Origin of the sequence: Collimonas humicola (assembly GCF_018304945.1) — a bacterium.
Classification (GTDB): domain Bacteria; phylum Pseudomonadota; class Gammaproteobacteria; order Burkholderiales; family Burkholderiaceae_D; genus Collimonas; species Collimonas humicola.
In genome coordinates this window covers 1,598,982-1,612,967 of sequence record NZ_JAGQEE010000001.1, presented here as the reverse complement: position 1 = coordinate 1,612,967, position 13,986 = coordinate 1,598,982, and the positions used below count along the sequence as shown (strand labels likewise).

General features: G+C 61.0%; 13 protein-coding genes. 8 read left to right on the top strand and 5 right to left on the bottom strand.

All coding sequences use genetic code 11. The annotated features are described in order from the left end of the window. Positions 1-25: 25 nt before the first annotated feature. From KHU30_RS07220 to KHU30_RS07190, 7 genes are all read left to right on the top strand, one after another. Entirely contained in the window at positions 26-772 is a 747-nt protein-coding gene (locus tag KHU30_RS07220; RefSeq protein ID WP_211441875.1) for a WecB/TagA/CpsF family glycosyltransferase, read from the top strand. A gap of 62 nt (positions 773-834) precedes the next feature. Further along, positions 835-1,965 (top strand): sugar phosphate nucleotidyltransferase, encoded by a 1,131-nt coding sequence (locus tag KHU30_RS07215; RefSeq protein WP_211441874.1) that lies wholly within the window; start codon positions 835-837, stop codon positions 1,963-1,965. Between the two features lie 6 nt (positions 1,966-1,971). Beyond that, positions 1,972-3,393, top strand: coding sequence for a mannose-1-phosphate guanylyltransferase/mannose-6-phosphate isomerase (locus KHU30_RS07210; RefSeq protein ID WP_211441872.1), 1,422 nt, complete (start codon positions 1,972-1,974; stop codon positions 3,391-3,393). Positions 3,394-3,415: 22 nt separating this feature from the next. Next, positions 3,416-4,819, top strand: coding sequence for a phosphomannomutase/phosphoglucomutase (locus KHU30_RS07205; RefSeq protein WP_211441871.1), 1,404 nt, complete (start codon positions 3,416-3,418; stop codon positions 4,817-4,819). An 11-nt stretch (positions 4,820-4,830) separates the two neighbouring features. Beyond that, positions 4,831-5,859: an acyltransferase family protein gene (locus tag KHU30_RS07200; protein WP_211441870.1), complete on the top strand. Its 1,029-nt coding sequence runs from the start codon at positions 4,831-4,833 to the stop codon at positions 5,857-5,859. Positions 5,860-5,934: 75 nt separating this feature from the next. Further along, on the top strand, positions 5,935-6,564 hold the full coding sequence (locus tag KHU30_RS07195) for a class I SAM-dependent methyltransferase (protein ID WP_211441869.1): 630 nt from the start codon (positions 5,935-5,937) through the stop codon (positions 6,562-6,564). A 450-nt stretch (positions 6,565-7,014) separates the two neighbouring features. Further along, positions 7,015-10,017 carry a beta-galactosidase gene (locus KHU30_RS07190; RefSeq protein ID WP_211441868.1) on the top strand — a complete coding sequence of 1,001 codons (3,003 nt, stop codon included), beginning with the start codon at positions 7,015-7,017 and terminating at the stop codon, positions 10,015-10,017. Between the two features lie 49 nt (positions 10,018-10,066). Here the strand turns inward: KHU30_RS07190 and KHU30_RS07185 are convergent, their stop codons facing one another. The 4 genes from KHU30_RS07185 to KHU30_RS07170 all read right to left on the bottom strand — a co-directional run bounded on the left by KHU30_RS07185 (position 10,067) and on the right by KHU30_RS07170 (position 12,684). After that, positions 10,067-10,843 (bottom strand): isocitrate lyase/PEP mutase family protein, encoded by a 777-nt coding sequence (locus KHU30_RS07185; protein ID WP_230427216.1) that lies wholly within the window; start codon positions 10,841-10,843, stop codon positions 10,067-10,069. Between the two features lie 95 nt (positions 10,844-10,938). Beyond that, positions 10,939-11,106, bottom strand: a complete 168-nt coding sequence (locus KHU30_RS07180) for a hypothetical protein (protein WP_211441867.1) — start codon at positions 11,104-11,106, stop codon at positions 10,939-10,941. A gap of 178 nt (positions 11,107-11,284) precedes the next feature. Next, positions 11,285-12,139: an AraC family transcriptional regulator gene (locus tag KHU30_RS07175; protein ID WP_211441866.1), complete on the bottom strand. Its 855-nt coding sequence runs from the start codon at positions 12,137-12,139 to the stop codon at positions 11,285-11,287. A gap of 140 nt (positions 12,140-12,279) precedes the next feature. Then, positions 12,280-12,684, bottom strand: coding sequence for a winged helix-turn-helix transcriptional regulator (locus KHU30_RS07170; protein WP_230427215.1), 405 nt, complete (start codon positions 12,682-12,684; stop codon positions 12,280-12,282). Positions 12,685-12,898: 214 nt separating this feature from the next. Between KHU30_RS07170 and KHU30_RS07165 the strand changes: the two genes are divergently transcribed. Continuing rightward, entirely contained in the window at positions 12,899-13,426 is a 528-nt protein-coding gene (locus tag KHU30_RS07165; protein WP_211441864.1) for a hypothetical protein, read from the top strand. Here the strand turns inward: KHU30_RS07165 and KHU30_RS07160 are convergent. Next, positions 13,388-13,963 (bottom strand): hypothetical protein, encoded by a 576-nt coding sequence (locus tag KHU30_RS07160; protein ID WP_211441863.1) that lies wholly within the window; start codon positions 13,961-13,963, stop codon positions 13,388-13,390. The two genes, KHU30_RS07165 and KHU30_RS07160, sit on opposite strands and share 39 nt — an antisense overlap. Between the last annotated feature and the right edge of the window lie 23 nt (positions 13,964-13,986).

The window sequence follows — 13,986 nt, the reverse complement described above, 5'->3', positions numbered from 1 at the left end:
CGACGCGGTTTAGGAGAGATTTTTCATGAGCACAAAGAAGACAATTCCGATTGCAGGCTTTCCGATAGTGGCGACGACTTCCTCCGCGCTGACCAGGTATCTGCTGTACGCGATGTGGCTCAACAAGAAGATAACGCTGTTTTTCGCCAACACGAATTTTATCGTCCGCTGCAACCATCTGCTGGAGAAGATGAAAAGCAATTCCGTGACGATAGTCAACGACGGCGTCGGCATGGATATCGCCGCGTTCCTGTTCCGCCGCGACGCCTTCAAGGAAAACCTGAACGGCACCGATTTCATACCCCAGCTGCTGTCTGGAGCGGACGGCGCCAAGCGCGTATTCATGGTGGGAGGAAAGCCGGAGATCCTGCCCAAGGCGGTGGAGCATGTGCGGGGGAAGCTGAAACAAACCGTGGTCGGCAGTTGCGACGGCTATGCCGAGTTGCAGCAGCGGCGCGCCGGCCTGGTCGGGGAGATCAACCGGGCGCAGGCCGACATCGTGCTGGTGGCGCTAGGCAATCCGCTGCAGGAAGAATGGATACTCGCTAACCGCCAGGCGCTGGATGCGAAAGTCGTCATCGGCGTCGGCGCCCTGTTCGATTTCTGGGGCGGTTATAAACCGCGCGCGCCGCAGCTGGTGCAAAGGATGCGGCTCGAATGGCTGTATCGCCTATGTCTTGAGCCGCGCCGCCTGTTGCGCCGCTATACCGTCGACATCCTGAAATTCCTGCTGCTGTGCCGCAAGCACGACAGCCATAGCCGGAAAACCTGAAGACGTTGCCCGTTGAGGCGGCTGTCCGACCCGATCTTGTTCAAACTTATGCGAGGTGAAAAATGAAAGCAATGATTCTAGCTGCAGGCAAAGGGACGCGCGTTCGTCCGCTGACCTACGATCTGCCCAAGCCGATGATACCGATCCTGGGCAAGCCGGTGATGGCTTACCTGGTTGAATATCTCGCCAGTTACGGAGTGCGCGAGATCATGGTGAACGTGAGTTACCTGCATCACAAGATCGAAGAATATTTTGGCGACGGCAGCCAGTACGGGGTGCAGATCGGCTATTCCTTCGAAGGCTACACCAACGACCGCGGCGAAGTGGTGGCGGAGCCGCTGGGTTCGGCTGGCGGCATGAAGAAGATACAGCAGTTCGGACACTTTTTTGACGACACGACCGTCGTCATCTGCGGCGACGCCTTGATCGACCTGGATCTCGCTTCGGCCTTGTTCGAGCACAAGAACAAGGGCGCGATGGCCAGCGTCATCACCAAGGAAGTGCCTTGGGACAAGGTCAATAACTACGGCGTGGTGGTGATGGACCAGGATGGCAGGGTGCAGTCATTCCAGGAAAAGCCGGAACAGCACGAAGCCTTGTCCAATTTCGCCAGCACCGGCATCTACATCTTCGAACCGGAAGTGATCGACCTGATTCCGGCAGATACGATGTTCGATATCGGCTCCGAACTGTTTCCTCTGATGGCCAGGAAAAACCTGCCGTTCTATGCGCAGCAGCGCTTTTTCAACTGGACCGATATCGGCACCGTGACCGATTTCTGGAGCGTCCTGCAAAGCGTATTGCAGGGTCACGTCGCGCAGCTGGATATTCCGGGCAAGCAGATCGCCGATGGCTTGTGGGCTGGCCTGAACACCAGCATCGACTGGCATGGCACCACTATCGAGGGGCCGGTGTATATCGGCTCCGGCTGCCGCATAGACGCCGGCTGCAAGATTGTCGGCCCGACCTGGATAGGGAACGGCAGCCATATCTGCAGCGGCGCGCAGGTGGAGCGCAGCGTGCTGTTCGAATATACCCGTATCCTCGGCGATGCGCGGCTGGACGAGGTCATCGTATTCAAGGAATACAGCGTCAACCGTGCCGGCGAGATGCGCCGCCTGTCCGAAGCCAGGGTGCAGGATTGGGGCGACGCCCGCGACCGCCTGCTGGAACCGGTAACCTCCCTGGAGTGAGCCGACATGAAAATATATCCAGTAATCCTTGCCGGAGGTTCCGGAACGCGTTTGTGGCCGCTTTCGCGCGAAGCCATACCCAAGCAGCTGTTGGCGCTGCGCTCGCAATATTCGATGCTGCAGGAAACCTTGCTGCGGCTCTCGGACTGGCCGGAACTGATGCCGCCGCTGCTCACCTGCGGCAATGAGCATCGCTTCATGGTGGCAGAGCAGCTGCGCGCAATCAGCATCGCTCCGCTGGCCATCCTGCTGGAGCCGGAAGCCAGGAATACGGCGCCGACGGTTGCGGTGGCGGCGCACTACCTATTGCAGCACGATAGGGATGCCATCATGCTGGTGCTGCCGGCAGACCACGTGATCGGCGATCCCCAGGCCTTCCATGCCGCCGTCCGGCGTGCTGCGCAGGCAGTCGAAAAGGGCGCACTGGCCACTTTCGGCATCGTGCCGACCTCGGCCGAAACCGGCTACGGCTATATTCGCCGCGCCCCGGCCGCCTACGGCGGCATCGGCGGCTGTCATGCGGTGGAGAAGTTCGTCGAAAAGCCGGACAAGGCAAATGCAGAGATTTTTGTCGCCGATGCCGCGTACAGCTGGAACAGCGGCATGTTCCTGTTCCAGCCGGCGCGCTATCTCGCTGAACTGCGAGAATTCCGCCCGGCTATCGCCGACAGCTGCCGGCTGGCTTTCGATGCGTCCTATCGCGACCTGGATTTTTGCCGGCTGGATGAGGCGGCCTTCGCAAAGTGCCCGGCCGAATCCATCGATTATGCGGTCATGGAACATACCCGGCACGCGGTGGTGGTGCCGGCGGCGATAGGCTGGAGCGATATCGGCTCCTGGTCTGCGCTGTGGCAGATCATGGACGGCGATGACGACGGCAATGTATTGCGCGGCGACGTGTATGCGGACGGCGTGCGCGATTCGATGATACGCGCGGAAAGCCGTTTCGTGGCCGTGATCGGGGTAAAAGACACCATCGTGGTGGAAACCAAGGACGCGGTGCTGGTGGTGCACAAGGACCAGGTGCAAGGCGTCAAGAAAATCGTCGACGCCCTGAAGAAAGACAGTCGTACCGAACACATGAATCACATGCGCGTCTACCGGCCGTGGGGCTGCTATGAAGGCATAGACGCCGGCGACCGCTTCCAGGTGAAGCGGATTACGGTTAATCCGGGCGGGAAACTCTCGCTGCAGATGCATCATCATCGCGCCGAACACTGGGTGGTGGTCAGCGGCACGGCGCGCATCGTCTGCGGCGAAGAGGAGAAATTCCTTACCGAGAATGAGTCCACTTATATTCCCATCGGCGTCAAGCATCGTCTGGAAAATCCCGGGAAATTGCCGCTGCACCTGATTGAGGTGCAGTCTGGAAGTTATCTGGGCGAGGACGATATCGTGCGGTTCGAAGACATCTATAAACGCTGTTAAGGCATTCACTTCAGGAAAAAACATGCTGCAACTATCAAAATCCATCTTCAAGGCTTATGACATCCGCGGCGTCGTCGGCGCCACGCTCGATGAAGGGATTGCGCGCCAGATCGGCCGGGCATTCGGCATCGCTGCCCGCGCCAGAGGGGAAAGCACGGTGATCATCGGCCGCGACGGCAGATTGTCGGGGCCGGAACTGAGCGCTGCCTTGGCGACGGGCTTGCAAAATGCCGGCATCGGCGTCATAGATCTCGGCGTAGTGGTCACTCCCATGGTGTATTTCGCGACGCATGTGCTTGGCGCACAGTCCGGCATCATGGTCACCGGCAGCCATAACCCGCCTGATTACAACGGCTTCAAGATGGTGCTGGCCGGGGAAGCGATTTATGGCGAAACCATCCAGCAGCTGTATCACGCCATCGCCAATGGCAGCAGCGGGGCTACCATAGCAGCGCCCAACGGCAGCTATCGGCGGCACGACATCAAGGATGCCTACCTGCAGCGCATCGTCAGCGACATCAAGCTGGCGCGGCCGATGAAGATCGTGGCCGACTGCGGCAACGGCGTCGCCGGCGCCTTTGCCGGCGAGCTGTATCGCGCCCTCGGCTGCGAGGTGCAGGAACTGTTCTGCGAAGTGGACGGCACTTTCCCCAACCATCATCCCGATCCGGCCCATCCGGAAAACCTGCAGGACGTGATCCGCGCCTTGCAGAACTCCGATGCGGAAATCGGCCTGGCGTTCGATGGCGACGGCGACCGTCTTGGCGTGGTCACGAAAGACGGCCAGATCATTTATCCGGACCGGCAGCTGATGCTGTTTGCCGCCGACGTGCTGACGCGCCATCCCGGCCGTGAGATTTTGTATGACGTCAAATGCACCCGTCACCTGGCGCCATGGATCACGGGACGCCGCGGCAAGCCCTTGATGTGGAAGACCGGCCACTCGCTGGTCAAGGCCAAGATGCGCGAAACCGGCGCGCCGCTGGGCGGTGAAATGAGCGGCCATGTTTTCTTCAAGGATCGCTGGTATGGTTTCGATGACGGCCTGTATGCCGGTGCGCGCCTGCTGGAACTGCTGAGCCGCGAAAGCGATCCGTCCGCGCTGCTGAATGCCTTGCCGCAATCGTCCAGTACGCCTGAGCTGCAATTGAAACTGGAGGAAGGGGAGAATTTCGCCCTGATCGAGAAATTGCAGGGGGAGGCGCATTTCCCCGGGGCGGAAGAAATCATCAAGATCGACGGCTTGCGCGTTGAATACGCCGATGGTTTCGGCCTGGCGCGTTCCTCCAACACCACGCCGGTAGTCGTGATGCGCTTCGAGGCCGAATCGGAGCAGGCGCTGGCGCGGATCCAGTCGGAATTCAAGCGCGTGATCCTGGCTGCCAAGCCCGATGCGGTACTGCCTTTTCCTGCCGCCGTCAGGTGAAGGCTTTCCCGATGCACGGCCACCGTTCGTCCGCTGAGAATTCATCCGATCGCCATGTCTTCATCGACAATGCCAAGGCGATCGGCATCGTCCTGGTGGTTGTCGGCCATAGCAAGGGCCTGCCGGACTACCTGGTGCGCCTGATCTTCAGTTTTCACGTTCCGCTGTTTTTTTTCATTTCAGGTTTTTTGCTGAAACCGGATAAGCTGCAGCAAACCATTCAAGGCAATGTGAAAAAGACCTTGCGCACCTTGGCCGTACCGTATCTGTTCTTTTTCTGCTTCGCCTTCGGCTACTGGCTGCTTACCCGCAATATAGGCGAAAAGGCCGCATTGTCCGCCGGCCGCGCCTGGCATCAGCCCCTGATAGGCTTGCTGACCGGCCTGGAGACTGATCTTTATATCGATCCGCCGCTCTGGTTTTTTCCTTGCCTGATCCTGGCCGCCATCCTGTACCAGGCAGCGCGCAAGCTGCTGACGGCGCCGGCGGCGGCCTGCTGCTTTGCCGCGCTAGGAATGGCCGTCACGATATTCTGCAATCAACCGTCCTACCGGCTGCTGCTGGGATTGGACAGCATGTGGGCGGCGCTGTCCTTTTATGCGCTCGGGCAGCTGGCCCGCGAAAACGCCTGGTTCAGCAAGACCGGAATCGCGCATCTGATCCTGCTTGGCTTGACGGCATCGGCGCTGCTTGTCTGGGCCGGTTCGTTTAACGACCGGGTCGATCTCGCCACGATGTATTTCGGCGTGCGGCCGGCGCTCTACCTGCCGACTTCGCTGCTGGGCATAGCCGCGGCGCTGTCAATCGCAAAGCTGTTGCCGGCATCGAGGATGGCCAACTGGCTTTCGGAAAATACGCTGATCATTTTTCCCGCGCATTTCATTTTCCTGGGGCTGGTGCGCGGTATCGCCTTGTCCCTGCACGCGATTCCCGGCGACTATCACTACGCGCTGGGCTGGAGCGCGGCCAGCAGCGCTTTGGCTATTTTCCTTTGCCTGCCGTTGATCCATGTCCTACGTTTCTTGTCTATTCGCCTATAGAGCGGCGGTCGGCGCCGTAAGCGCGCAAGCATGCTTCTTCCGCGCATTCCAGCCGAATGCGCTACAGTACGCCTCATGAACCTCCTCCCTGCCGACCTGGAAAAAATTGCCGCTCTCACGCTGGAGCATTACAACCTGCGCGCCGAAGATTTCCGTGAAGGCACGCGCGACCACGACGTCAGCCAGAATATCGCGGCCTTGCTGCGCCATATCAACGGTACGGGGCCGTTCGCCATCCTGGATGTCGGCTGCGGTCCCGGCCGCGATTTGCGCACCTTCAGCAAGCTTGGCCACACAGCCATCGGCGTCGAAGGCGCTGTCCGTTTCGTGGAAATGGCGCGCGCCGACAGCGGCTGCGAAGTCTGGCATCAGGATTTCCTCCATCTCGATCTTCCCGACGGCCGCTTCGACGGGATCTTCGCCAACGCTGCGCTGTTTCACATCCCCAGCCAGGAATTGCCGCGCGTCCTGAAGCAGTTTCACGCCACGCTCAAGCCTGGCGGCGTGCTGTTCAGTTCCAACCCGCGCGGCAACAATGACGAAGGCTGGAATCACGGCCGCTACGGCAGCTATCATGACCTCGCTGCCTGGCAAGGCTTCATGGCGGCGGCTGGCTTCGTCGAACTTGAGCATTACTACCGGCCTGCCGGTCTGCCGCGCGAGCAGCAGCCATGGCTGGCGAGCGTCTGGCGCAAGCCGGTTTAGCGCAAGTCATCAGGGATGCTGAACAATGTCATGTCGACCGGCGTACGGGTTTACCTGGATTGAGCATCGCTGGCGGACGGGCGCAGTGCGGTCTGTCTCGCGCCAAATTGCGATCATCGATGTGCAGGCGCGCGAGCAGCGCGGCGGCTTTACGACGCCGGCTTTCTGTGCGATTCGCCGGGCAGGAAATACAAGGCCGCGTGCGGCCTCCGCTGAACCCATGCCTGATCTCGTTTGTTGCAACGCAACCGGCAACGATGCCGAAACCGGTATTCGTGCGCTGTAAAAATTCATTGGATTGATTGCCGCACCCTGACTACTATCTGGAGTCATCGAGACCGCGTGTCGGCATTGCCATGGACGCTTGATTGTTACCTCGGCGATGCTGCAGATTGATTTTACAGTCGCAAGACATGCGCAGTGTCGTGACGATAAAAAAAGGAGACTGCAATGAAAAGACGAGATTTTCTGGGCTATGCCGTGGTGACTCCGCTGCTGACCGCTTGTGGCGTAGGCGGCAGCGATAGCACTTCATCCAATGCGCCGGCTGCGAAGGCATTCGCCGCCGCAGCCGGCGGCACAGGCAATGCTGTGTTCGCCAGCGGCGGCAATCATACGCTGTCCTGGAACAGCAGCGGCAGCTGGATGATGGATGGTTCCGCGTTCCAGTTCTTCGGCGGCGAAATCCATCCGGCGCGGGTGCCGTCCCAGTATTGGGACCATCGCATCAAGATGATCAAGGCCCTGGGTTGCAACACGATCTCGCTCTACGTCATGTGGAATTTCCACGAGCTGTCGGACGGCAGTTTCGATTTCACTTCCGCCGACAAGAACATCGGCCATTTCATCGACCTGTGCGGGCAGAACGGCATGTGGGTATTGCTGCGCCCCGGTCCTTATGTCTGCGCCGAATGGGACTTCGGCGGCCTGCCGCCGCGCATGCTGGCCGATCCGCAATTCCGCGACAGCGCCGGCAAGCTGCAGATACGCGGCAATTTTCCCAATTACATGGCAGCGGTCAATAAATGGAATTCGGCGCTGTACAACAACGTGGTCAAAGGCCGCACCCTGGCTGCCGGCGGCCCCATCATGCTGGTGGCGGTGGAGAATGAATACACTTCCTGGTCGCCCGACGACGGCACCTATCCGAACGCGATCGCGCAGCAATGGACGGCATTCGGCTATGCGGAAAAATTCTGCGTGTGCGACGGCTGGGCCAACGGCTTCAAGGACAAAGGCATCGCCATGCCGGCCAATACCGCCTACGGCATGACCGCGGAAGGCTCCTCGGCCGGCAACTATGCGATTGCCGCCAGCAATTACGGCGTCGGCGCGTTTGGCGCGGAATGCTATCCGGGCTGGATTTGCCATTGGGGAGACAGCAATCAGACCGTGCATGTGGGCGATTTCGTCAATCAGGTCACTTCCCTCGCCACTGCGAAATGTTCCTTTGTGTTGTATGTGGCCCATGGCGGCACCAATTTCGGCTTCACCGCCGGCGCCAACGGGGTCAGCGATTCATCCTGCCAGCCAACGATGACTTCGTATGACTACGGTGCGCCGGTGTCGGAGTCCGGCGCCGCCAATCCGAACTTCTATCCGATCCAGGGGGCGTACGTCGCCAACGCTTCCTACAATGTTCCCTTTGCCGGTGCGCCCGCCGGCATCGCCCATATCAATGATGGCGACATAGCGGCGGTGACGGCCAGCCAGCTGACTTTCAGCAGCTTCTTGTCCGGCCTGAACCTGAATCTCCAGAATGCGCAGCCGCAAACGCTGGAAGCGATGGCGCTGACCCTCAACAAGAACCAGCCGGCCAGCGCCGGCGTCTATCCTTCCGGCGTCGCGGTTTACCAGACTGCATTGCCGGCCGCCGGCGGCAGCATCAAGATCACTTTTGACCGCGCGCCCGACTATGCCCTGGCCTTTGTGAACGGCGCGCGGGTGCCTGGCGTGGTGCTCAGCACGATTGCCAATGGCGCGCTGACGCCGACCACCTCGCTGACGATCAGCAACGCCGCGCCCGGCGCCACGTTGCAGATAGTCTGCCTGCCGTTCGGCCGCGTCAATTACGGCGCGGGCGGGATGAATGCCGAGGGCAAGGGCTTGTCCGGCAATGTCTACGCCAATGGCGTTGCTCTGAGCAACTGGAGCATGGCGCTCTCGCCGCTGTCGGCCAGCCAGATCGGCGCGCTTGCCTTCAGCGCCGCGGCGCCTGCCGCCAGCCAGCCTTTCTTCGCCAAGGCCAGTATCAGCATCGCGACGCCGCAAGACATGTATATCGACATGTCGGCCTGGGGCAACGGCTATGTCTTCGTGAATGGCTATAATCTCGGCCGCTACTGGAGCGCGGCCGGTCCGCAGAAGCGCTTGTACTGTCCTGGCGTGTGGCTCAACAGCGGCAGTAATGCGGTCGTGGTGTTTGAGTTTACGCAGGGCAGCGCGGGCAGCCTGAGCTTCTATGGCAGCAGCGCGCTGCCGCAGAACATCACCAGCCCGGTCAGCACCGCCGCGGTGCCGCCGCCGGTTGTCAACGCAACGTATTTCCTGCAAAACGTCAACAGCGGCCTGTATCTGGACGTGCTGCCGGCGGTGGCCGGTTCGGCCTACACCTATCCCGGCCTGCAGCCGCTGAGCGCGGCGGCGACGCAAGGGTGGACGGTGAGCACCGACAGCTACGGCAACCTGAAGATCGCCAACGCCAGCACCGGCACGGTGCTGGACGTGGCCAACAACAGTTCGACGCCGGGTTCGTCGGTCATTCTGTATGGCGCCAACGGCGGCGCCAACCAGAGCTGGCAGGCGGCCGGCGTCAGCACCGGCGTCTATACCCTGGCGGTCAAGCAGAGCCAGTTGCTGCTCGATGTGAACGGCGCCTCGAAATCCGCGACTGCCATTTCCTCTTCCGGCTCGGTCGCCAACATTCTGGTCAACGCCGCCGACGATCCGACGCAGCAATGGCCGTTCAGCCAGCAATGGCGCTTCATTCCCGCCCTCGTTAACAATGGCGTCTATACCATCACCAGCGCTATCAGCAGCCTGATGCTTGGAAGCTACCAGGGCGGTACCGCGGCCGGCACCCGGCTTGGCATCGCCGCCGCCAGCGGCGGCCAGGAACAGCAGTGGCGTTTGACTATCGCCAGCAACGGCTACTGGCAGCTGACGAATATCAAGAGCGGCCTGGTGATGGACGTGACCGGCCAGCAGACCGCCAACGGCACGGCGCTGGAAATCTGGCAGGGCAATGGCGGCGCCAACCAGCAGTTCGCGCTGGTGCCGCGCTCGGATGGCGTCAGCTATGGCATTCGCGGCGTGCAGAGCGGGCGCGTGATCGACGACAATAATTCCGGAACGTCGCCGACCAGCTATGGCAGCACGAACGTCTCCGCCATCACGCTGTGGGATGACAATGGCGGCGGCAATCAAAGCTGGAAGTTCACCAAGGTCGGCTGACGGCGGGCCGGGCGGGCAAGCCTTGTTGCCCGTCCGGCGCGTCTTTTGATCAATGCCGGATGGAGATTGCATCCCTCGCTGCGGCCGCCAGCGCCTTCATCATGCGCAGATAAGGATCCGGGCCGTAGCTGAGGCGCGCGACGCCGGCGTCCGCCAGGTTTTTCAGCGACGGCGTTTTTTCGCTGACCATGATGTTGAGGGGAAGCGGCGAGGCAGCCGCCAGCCGGGCAATCAGCTTTTCGTCAGCCAGGCCGGGCACGAAGATGCCGTTGGCGCCGGCTTCGGCATAGGCCTGCGCGCGTTCGATTGCGCTGGCCAGCATCGCTTCATTCTGTTCTGCCGGCAGTCCCTGGAAGAACACATCGGTGCGCACGTTGATGAAGTAGGGCAGTTTCTGGTCGTCGGCGGCAGTGCGAGCCAGGCGGATCCGCTGCATCTGTTCTTCGACAGGGCGCAATTTCCCGTTTCCTGGAAGGCTGTCCTCTATATTGCAGCCGATAGCGCCGGCCCTGATGCTGCGTTCTATCGATGCGGCGACCTCGCTTGCCGTTTCGCCGTAGCCTCTTTCGAGGTCGACGGTGACCGGCAGCTCCGTCGCCTGGACGATTCGGTGCAGGTTGCCGATGACAATATCGAGGGGAGTTTTCTCGCCGTCGTCGTAGCCGTATGCGCTGGCTACCGAATAGCTACCCGTCGCGAGCGCTTCGGCCCCGCCTGCCGCAACCGCTTTTGCGCTGCCGGGATCCCAGATGTTGAACAGCACCAAGGGTTCCCGAGGACGGTGCAGCTTGTGGAAGTGCTCTGCTTTTTCTTTGGAATTCATCATGATGGATCTCGCTTCTGAAAAAAATCCAGCCTGTCGGGACTCGCCTCAAGGCTGGCTATTGCATCGTCATGTCTTTCTGCTTTTGATGGTTTCAATCAGTTATGGCCTGGCTGCCGAGTCGCCGCCCTGGCCGATTTTTCGGCCTCCCGCAGCTTGGCGGCGCATTCCTCGCAACAGACTTCTACCGGCTTGCCGCCGATGTTGACCAGGATCCTGGTGTCGTCGAGTTTGTAATCGCATGCGGCGCAGGTTTGTTCGTTCATGATGAGTCTCCTGAAATACCCGAAGGCCGGGTAAGGCATTGGACTACGCCAGGTAAAAGGCGACTATCGGATTCTTTAGTGAAATGACGCGGTATCGGCAATCGGGCGTGGGCAGCGCGGAATGGCGGATCAATTGGATTGCAGGAAATTCCAGCCGTATCGCCGCCGGACTTGCGCGCTAACCTTGGCTTGCGGCTTGCTTGAAAGCAGAGGGCGAGCGGCCGAAGGCCTGGCGGAAGGCAGCGCTGAAATGGCTGTGGCTGGAAAACCCGAGGTCGAGGCCGAGGGCGGACAGGTCGTCGTATTGATGAATCAGGTCGAGCGCGCGCGCCAGCCGCAGCTGCATCTGGTACTTGTACAGCGGCATGCCTTCGACCTGCTGGAATACCTGGGTCAGATAGACCGGCGAACCGCCGGTTTCCGCCGCGATCTCGGCCAGCGTCCAGCGCCGCGAAAGATCGCTGGTCAGCACCAGCTTGGTTCTCTCGGCCAGCTTGCGGTGTCCATGGCTTGCGCTGGAGCTGTACTTTGCGTTCAGTCCCATGGCCCGCCGCACCAGCGTGAACATCAGGGTCTCCGCTTCCAGCGATTCGATGACGCCATTGCGCAAGCTGTGCCTGAGCAGCGCAACCAGCGCCTGGGCGCGCGGATTGATGCGTTGCTGCTGCCGTTTGAAGGAAGGCTTCTCCCGCGTTTCCAGCAGCTCCCCGGGCATCAGCTCCAGCAGCAAGGGGGCGTCGATTGCGATCGACAGGCAGCCGTCGCCGCCGCTGACCGGGTGGCTGATCTGATACTCCTGGCCGGCATTGAAAAAGAGAACCTGGTTGGCCTCGGCGACGGCGCTGTCGCTGCCGACATGGCGCACATAGACGCCGCGGTAGGGGAATACCAGGTGGGTGGCGGAAGACCATTCCGAAGAGCTTTTATGCTTGCAATTGCCCAGGCAGCAAACGTCCTTGACGGCGATTGCCGGTGTCTTCAGCAGGGTCTGGAAGGTGACTTCCTGTCTTTCATTCCTGCTGTCGTCGTCCATGGGTGTCTCCATAGGTCGGGCGATTTAAATGGCGTGTGTGCGGATCGGCAAACTCATTGCGCTATTGAACTACACAGCGGCTAAACCGGCTATCAAAATCTTTAGCTGCCATTTGTTGTTACATTGAAAACCAGGGTTGATCAGTTTTCCTTGTCCGTTGCCATCCGCGCTTCAGTGCCATCGATGTGATCCAGTCCCCAAGCCTTGATCTGGGCCATCAAGCCCCGGAGCGAACGTCCTTTCTCGGTCAGGCGATAGGCCTCTCTGCCGGCAATGTCGCTGGACGGGTAGCGTTCGACAAGACCGTTGGCGGCAAGCCGGGCGAGCCGCTCGGCAAGGATATTGGTGGCGATTTTCTCCGGCGAGGCGAGGAATTCCTTGAAATGCGACTTGCCGCTCATCAGGTCTCGCACGACAAGCAGCGTCCACTTGTCGCCTAAAAGGTCCAAGGTGCATGCGACCGGGCATATCGAGCGGCGATGCGCGTTTTGGGCCGGACCCGCGTTGTCTGGGGGGCGGGCAGCGCCCTGCTTGGTGCGTGGCAAGGAAGCTCCTTGATAACGGTCGGTGGGACAGAATCGTTTTTTTTGCTTTCGGTTCCTTGACTTTATCCAAAATACTTGCAAAATGCAAGTATGAACTTGCGTTTTGCAAGTTGTGCTCCGGCGCCAACCTGCAGCGGCAGGGCATTGGCGCTGGCGCAAGGTCAGGCGTCGCCCTCTGCGATCCATGTCGCAAAACATTTTGCTGGAGGCTTGTATGGAATCCGTCAGAAATCTTGCAACCTTACTTCCCTTTGCCGCGAGCGTTACGTTCGGCTTGCTCGCGTGGGGCGCTGTTTGCCTTAGCTATGTCTGGCCGCGCATGCGCGAGCTGCCCCTGCACACGGCGGTACGGCCGATCCTGCATCTGCATCTGTTCCGGTTCATAGGCTTGGCCTTCATCGTGCCGGGTATCGTCGACCCGAATCTTGGAACGGGATTCGCCGCGCCCGCGGCGTACGGCGATCTCGTTGCAATGGCGTTGGCGTGGCTGGCCTTGATGATGGGATCAGGTCGCTATGCGCGCATCGCGATCTGGGCGTTCAGCCTGTGGGGTTTTGCCGACCTGCTGTTCGCCTACTACCAAGGCGCGATCGGCGTAGGCATCGACACGGCTTCGCTTCGCGCTGCCTGGTTTATCCCGACTGTCTGCGTTCCTCTCTTGCTTTGGACCCATGTCATGGTGTTCGCGATGTTGCTGCGTACATCACGCTCCGCGAGTTTCCTCGCCCGCGCGGCGCAGTAAACGGGCGCCGGCGTCGAAGCCGCGGCAAGCCGCGGAGGCGATCACGCCGGTGACGGCAAGCATAGCCGCCGTGTGGACACCTACCGCAGCGAGCGCCAGCGAGCCGGATGCTGTGATCGCGCGCGCCGGCGCGTCTGCCATGCACAGCGGGATGAGCGCCGGCGCCAGCATCAGTCCGGCGCCGTGCGCAGTGGACATCATGAAAGACCAGAGCGCCAGCCCGGCATGACTTGCCGGCGTCCGCGTCCGCCTGGTTTTGCGGCCGGCCAGGTGATATATCGCGACGGCGGCCAGCAATACGCCCGCCAGGGCTTGCAGCACGATGCGATCCATCGCCATGCCGAGCGCCAACGCGGCGGCCGCCAGCGCGACCGATGCGGCGTGCCCGGCCGCGATCGGCGCCAGGGCCCGCAGCGCCTGCGCCCGGTCGCGCGATTGCACGCCCCAGGCGGCGGCAAACATCCAGCCGGTGGCAGGGTTCAGCCCGTGCAGGGCGCCAAGCCCCGCGATCGCCAGCCATGGCCAAAGGTTTGACATGATGCGTTCGGATAGCGCGCGTT

Coding starts and splice junctions, on each gene's coding strand:
- KHU30_RS07220 (WP_211441875.1), top strand. CDS start 26: ATGAGCACAAAGAAGACAATTCCGATTGCAGGCTTTCCGATAGTGGCG.
- KHU30_RS07215 (WP_211441874.1), top strand. CDS start 835: ATGAAAGCAATGATTCTAGCTGCAGGCAAAGGGACGCGCGTTCGTCCG.
- KHU30_RS07210 (WP_211441872.1), top strand. CDS start 1,972: ATGAAAATATATCCAGTAATCCTTGCCGGAGGTTCCGGAACGCGTTTG.
- KHU30_RS07205 (WP_211441871.1), top strand. CDS start 3,416: ATGCTGCAACTATCAAAATCCATCTTCAAGGCTTATGACATCCGCGGC.
- KHU30_RS07200 (WP_211441870.1), top strand. CDS start 4,831: ATGCACGGCCACCGTTCGTCCGCTGAGAATTCATCCGATCGCCATGTC.
- KHU30_RS07195 (WP_211441869.1), top strand. CDS start 5,935: ATGAACCTCCTCCCTGCCGACCTGGAAAAAATTGCCGCTCTCACGCTG.
- KHU30_RS07190 (WP_211441868.1), top strand. CDS start 7,015: ATGAAAAGACGAGATTTTCTGGGCTATGCCGTGGTGACTCCGCTGCTG.
- KHU30_RS07185 (WP_230427216.1), bottom strand. CDS start 10,843: ATGATGAATTCCAAAGAAAAAGCAGAGCACTTCCACAAGCTGCACCGT.
- KHU30_RS07180 (WP_211441867.1), bottom strand. CDS start 11,106: ATGAACGAACAAACCTGCGCCGCATGCGATTACAAACTCGACGACACC.
- KHU30_RS07175 (WP_211441866.1), bottom strand. CDS start 12,139: ATGGACGACGACAGCAGGAATGAAAGACAGGAAGTCACCTTCCAGACC.
- KHU30_RS07165 (WP_211441864.1), top strand. CDS start 12,899: ATGGAATCCGTCAGAAATCTTGCAACCTTACTTCCCTTTGCCGCGAGC.
- KHU30_RS07160 (WP_211441863.1), bottom strand. CDS start 13,963: ATGTCAAACCTTTGGCCATGGCTGGCGATCGCGGGGCTTGGCGCCCTG.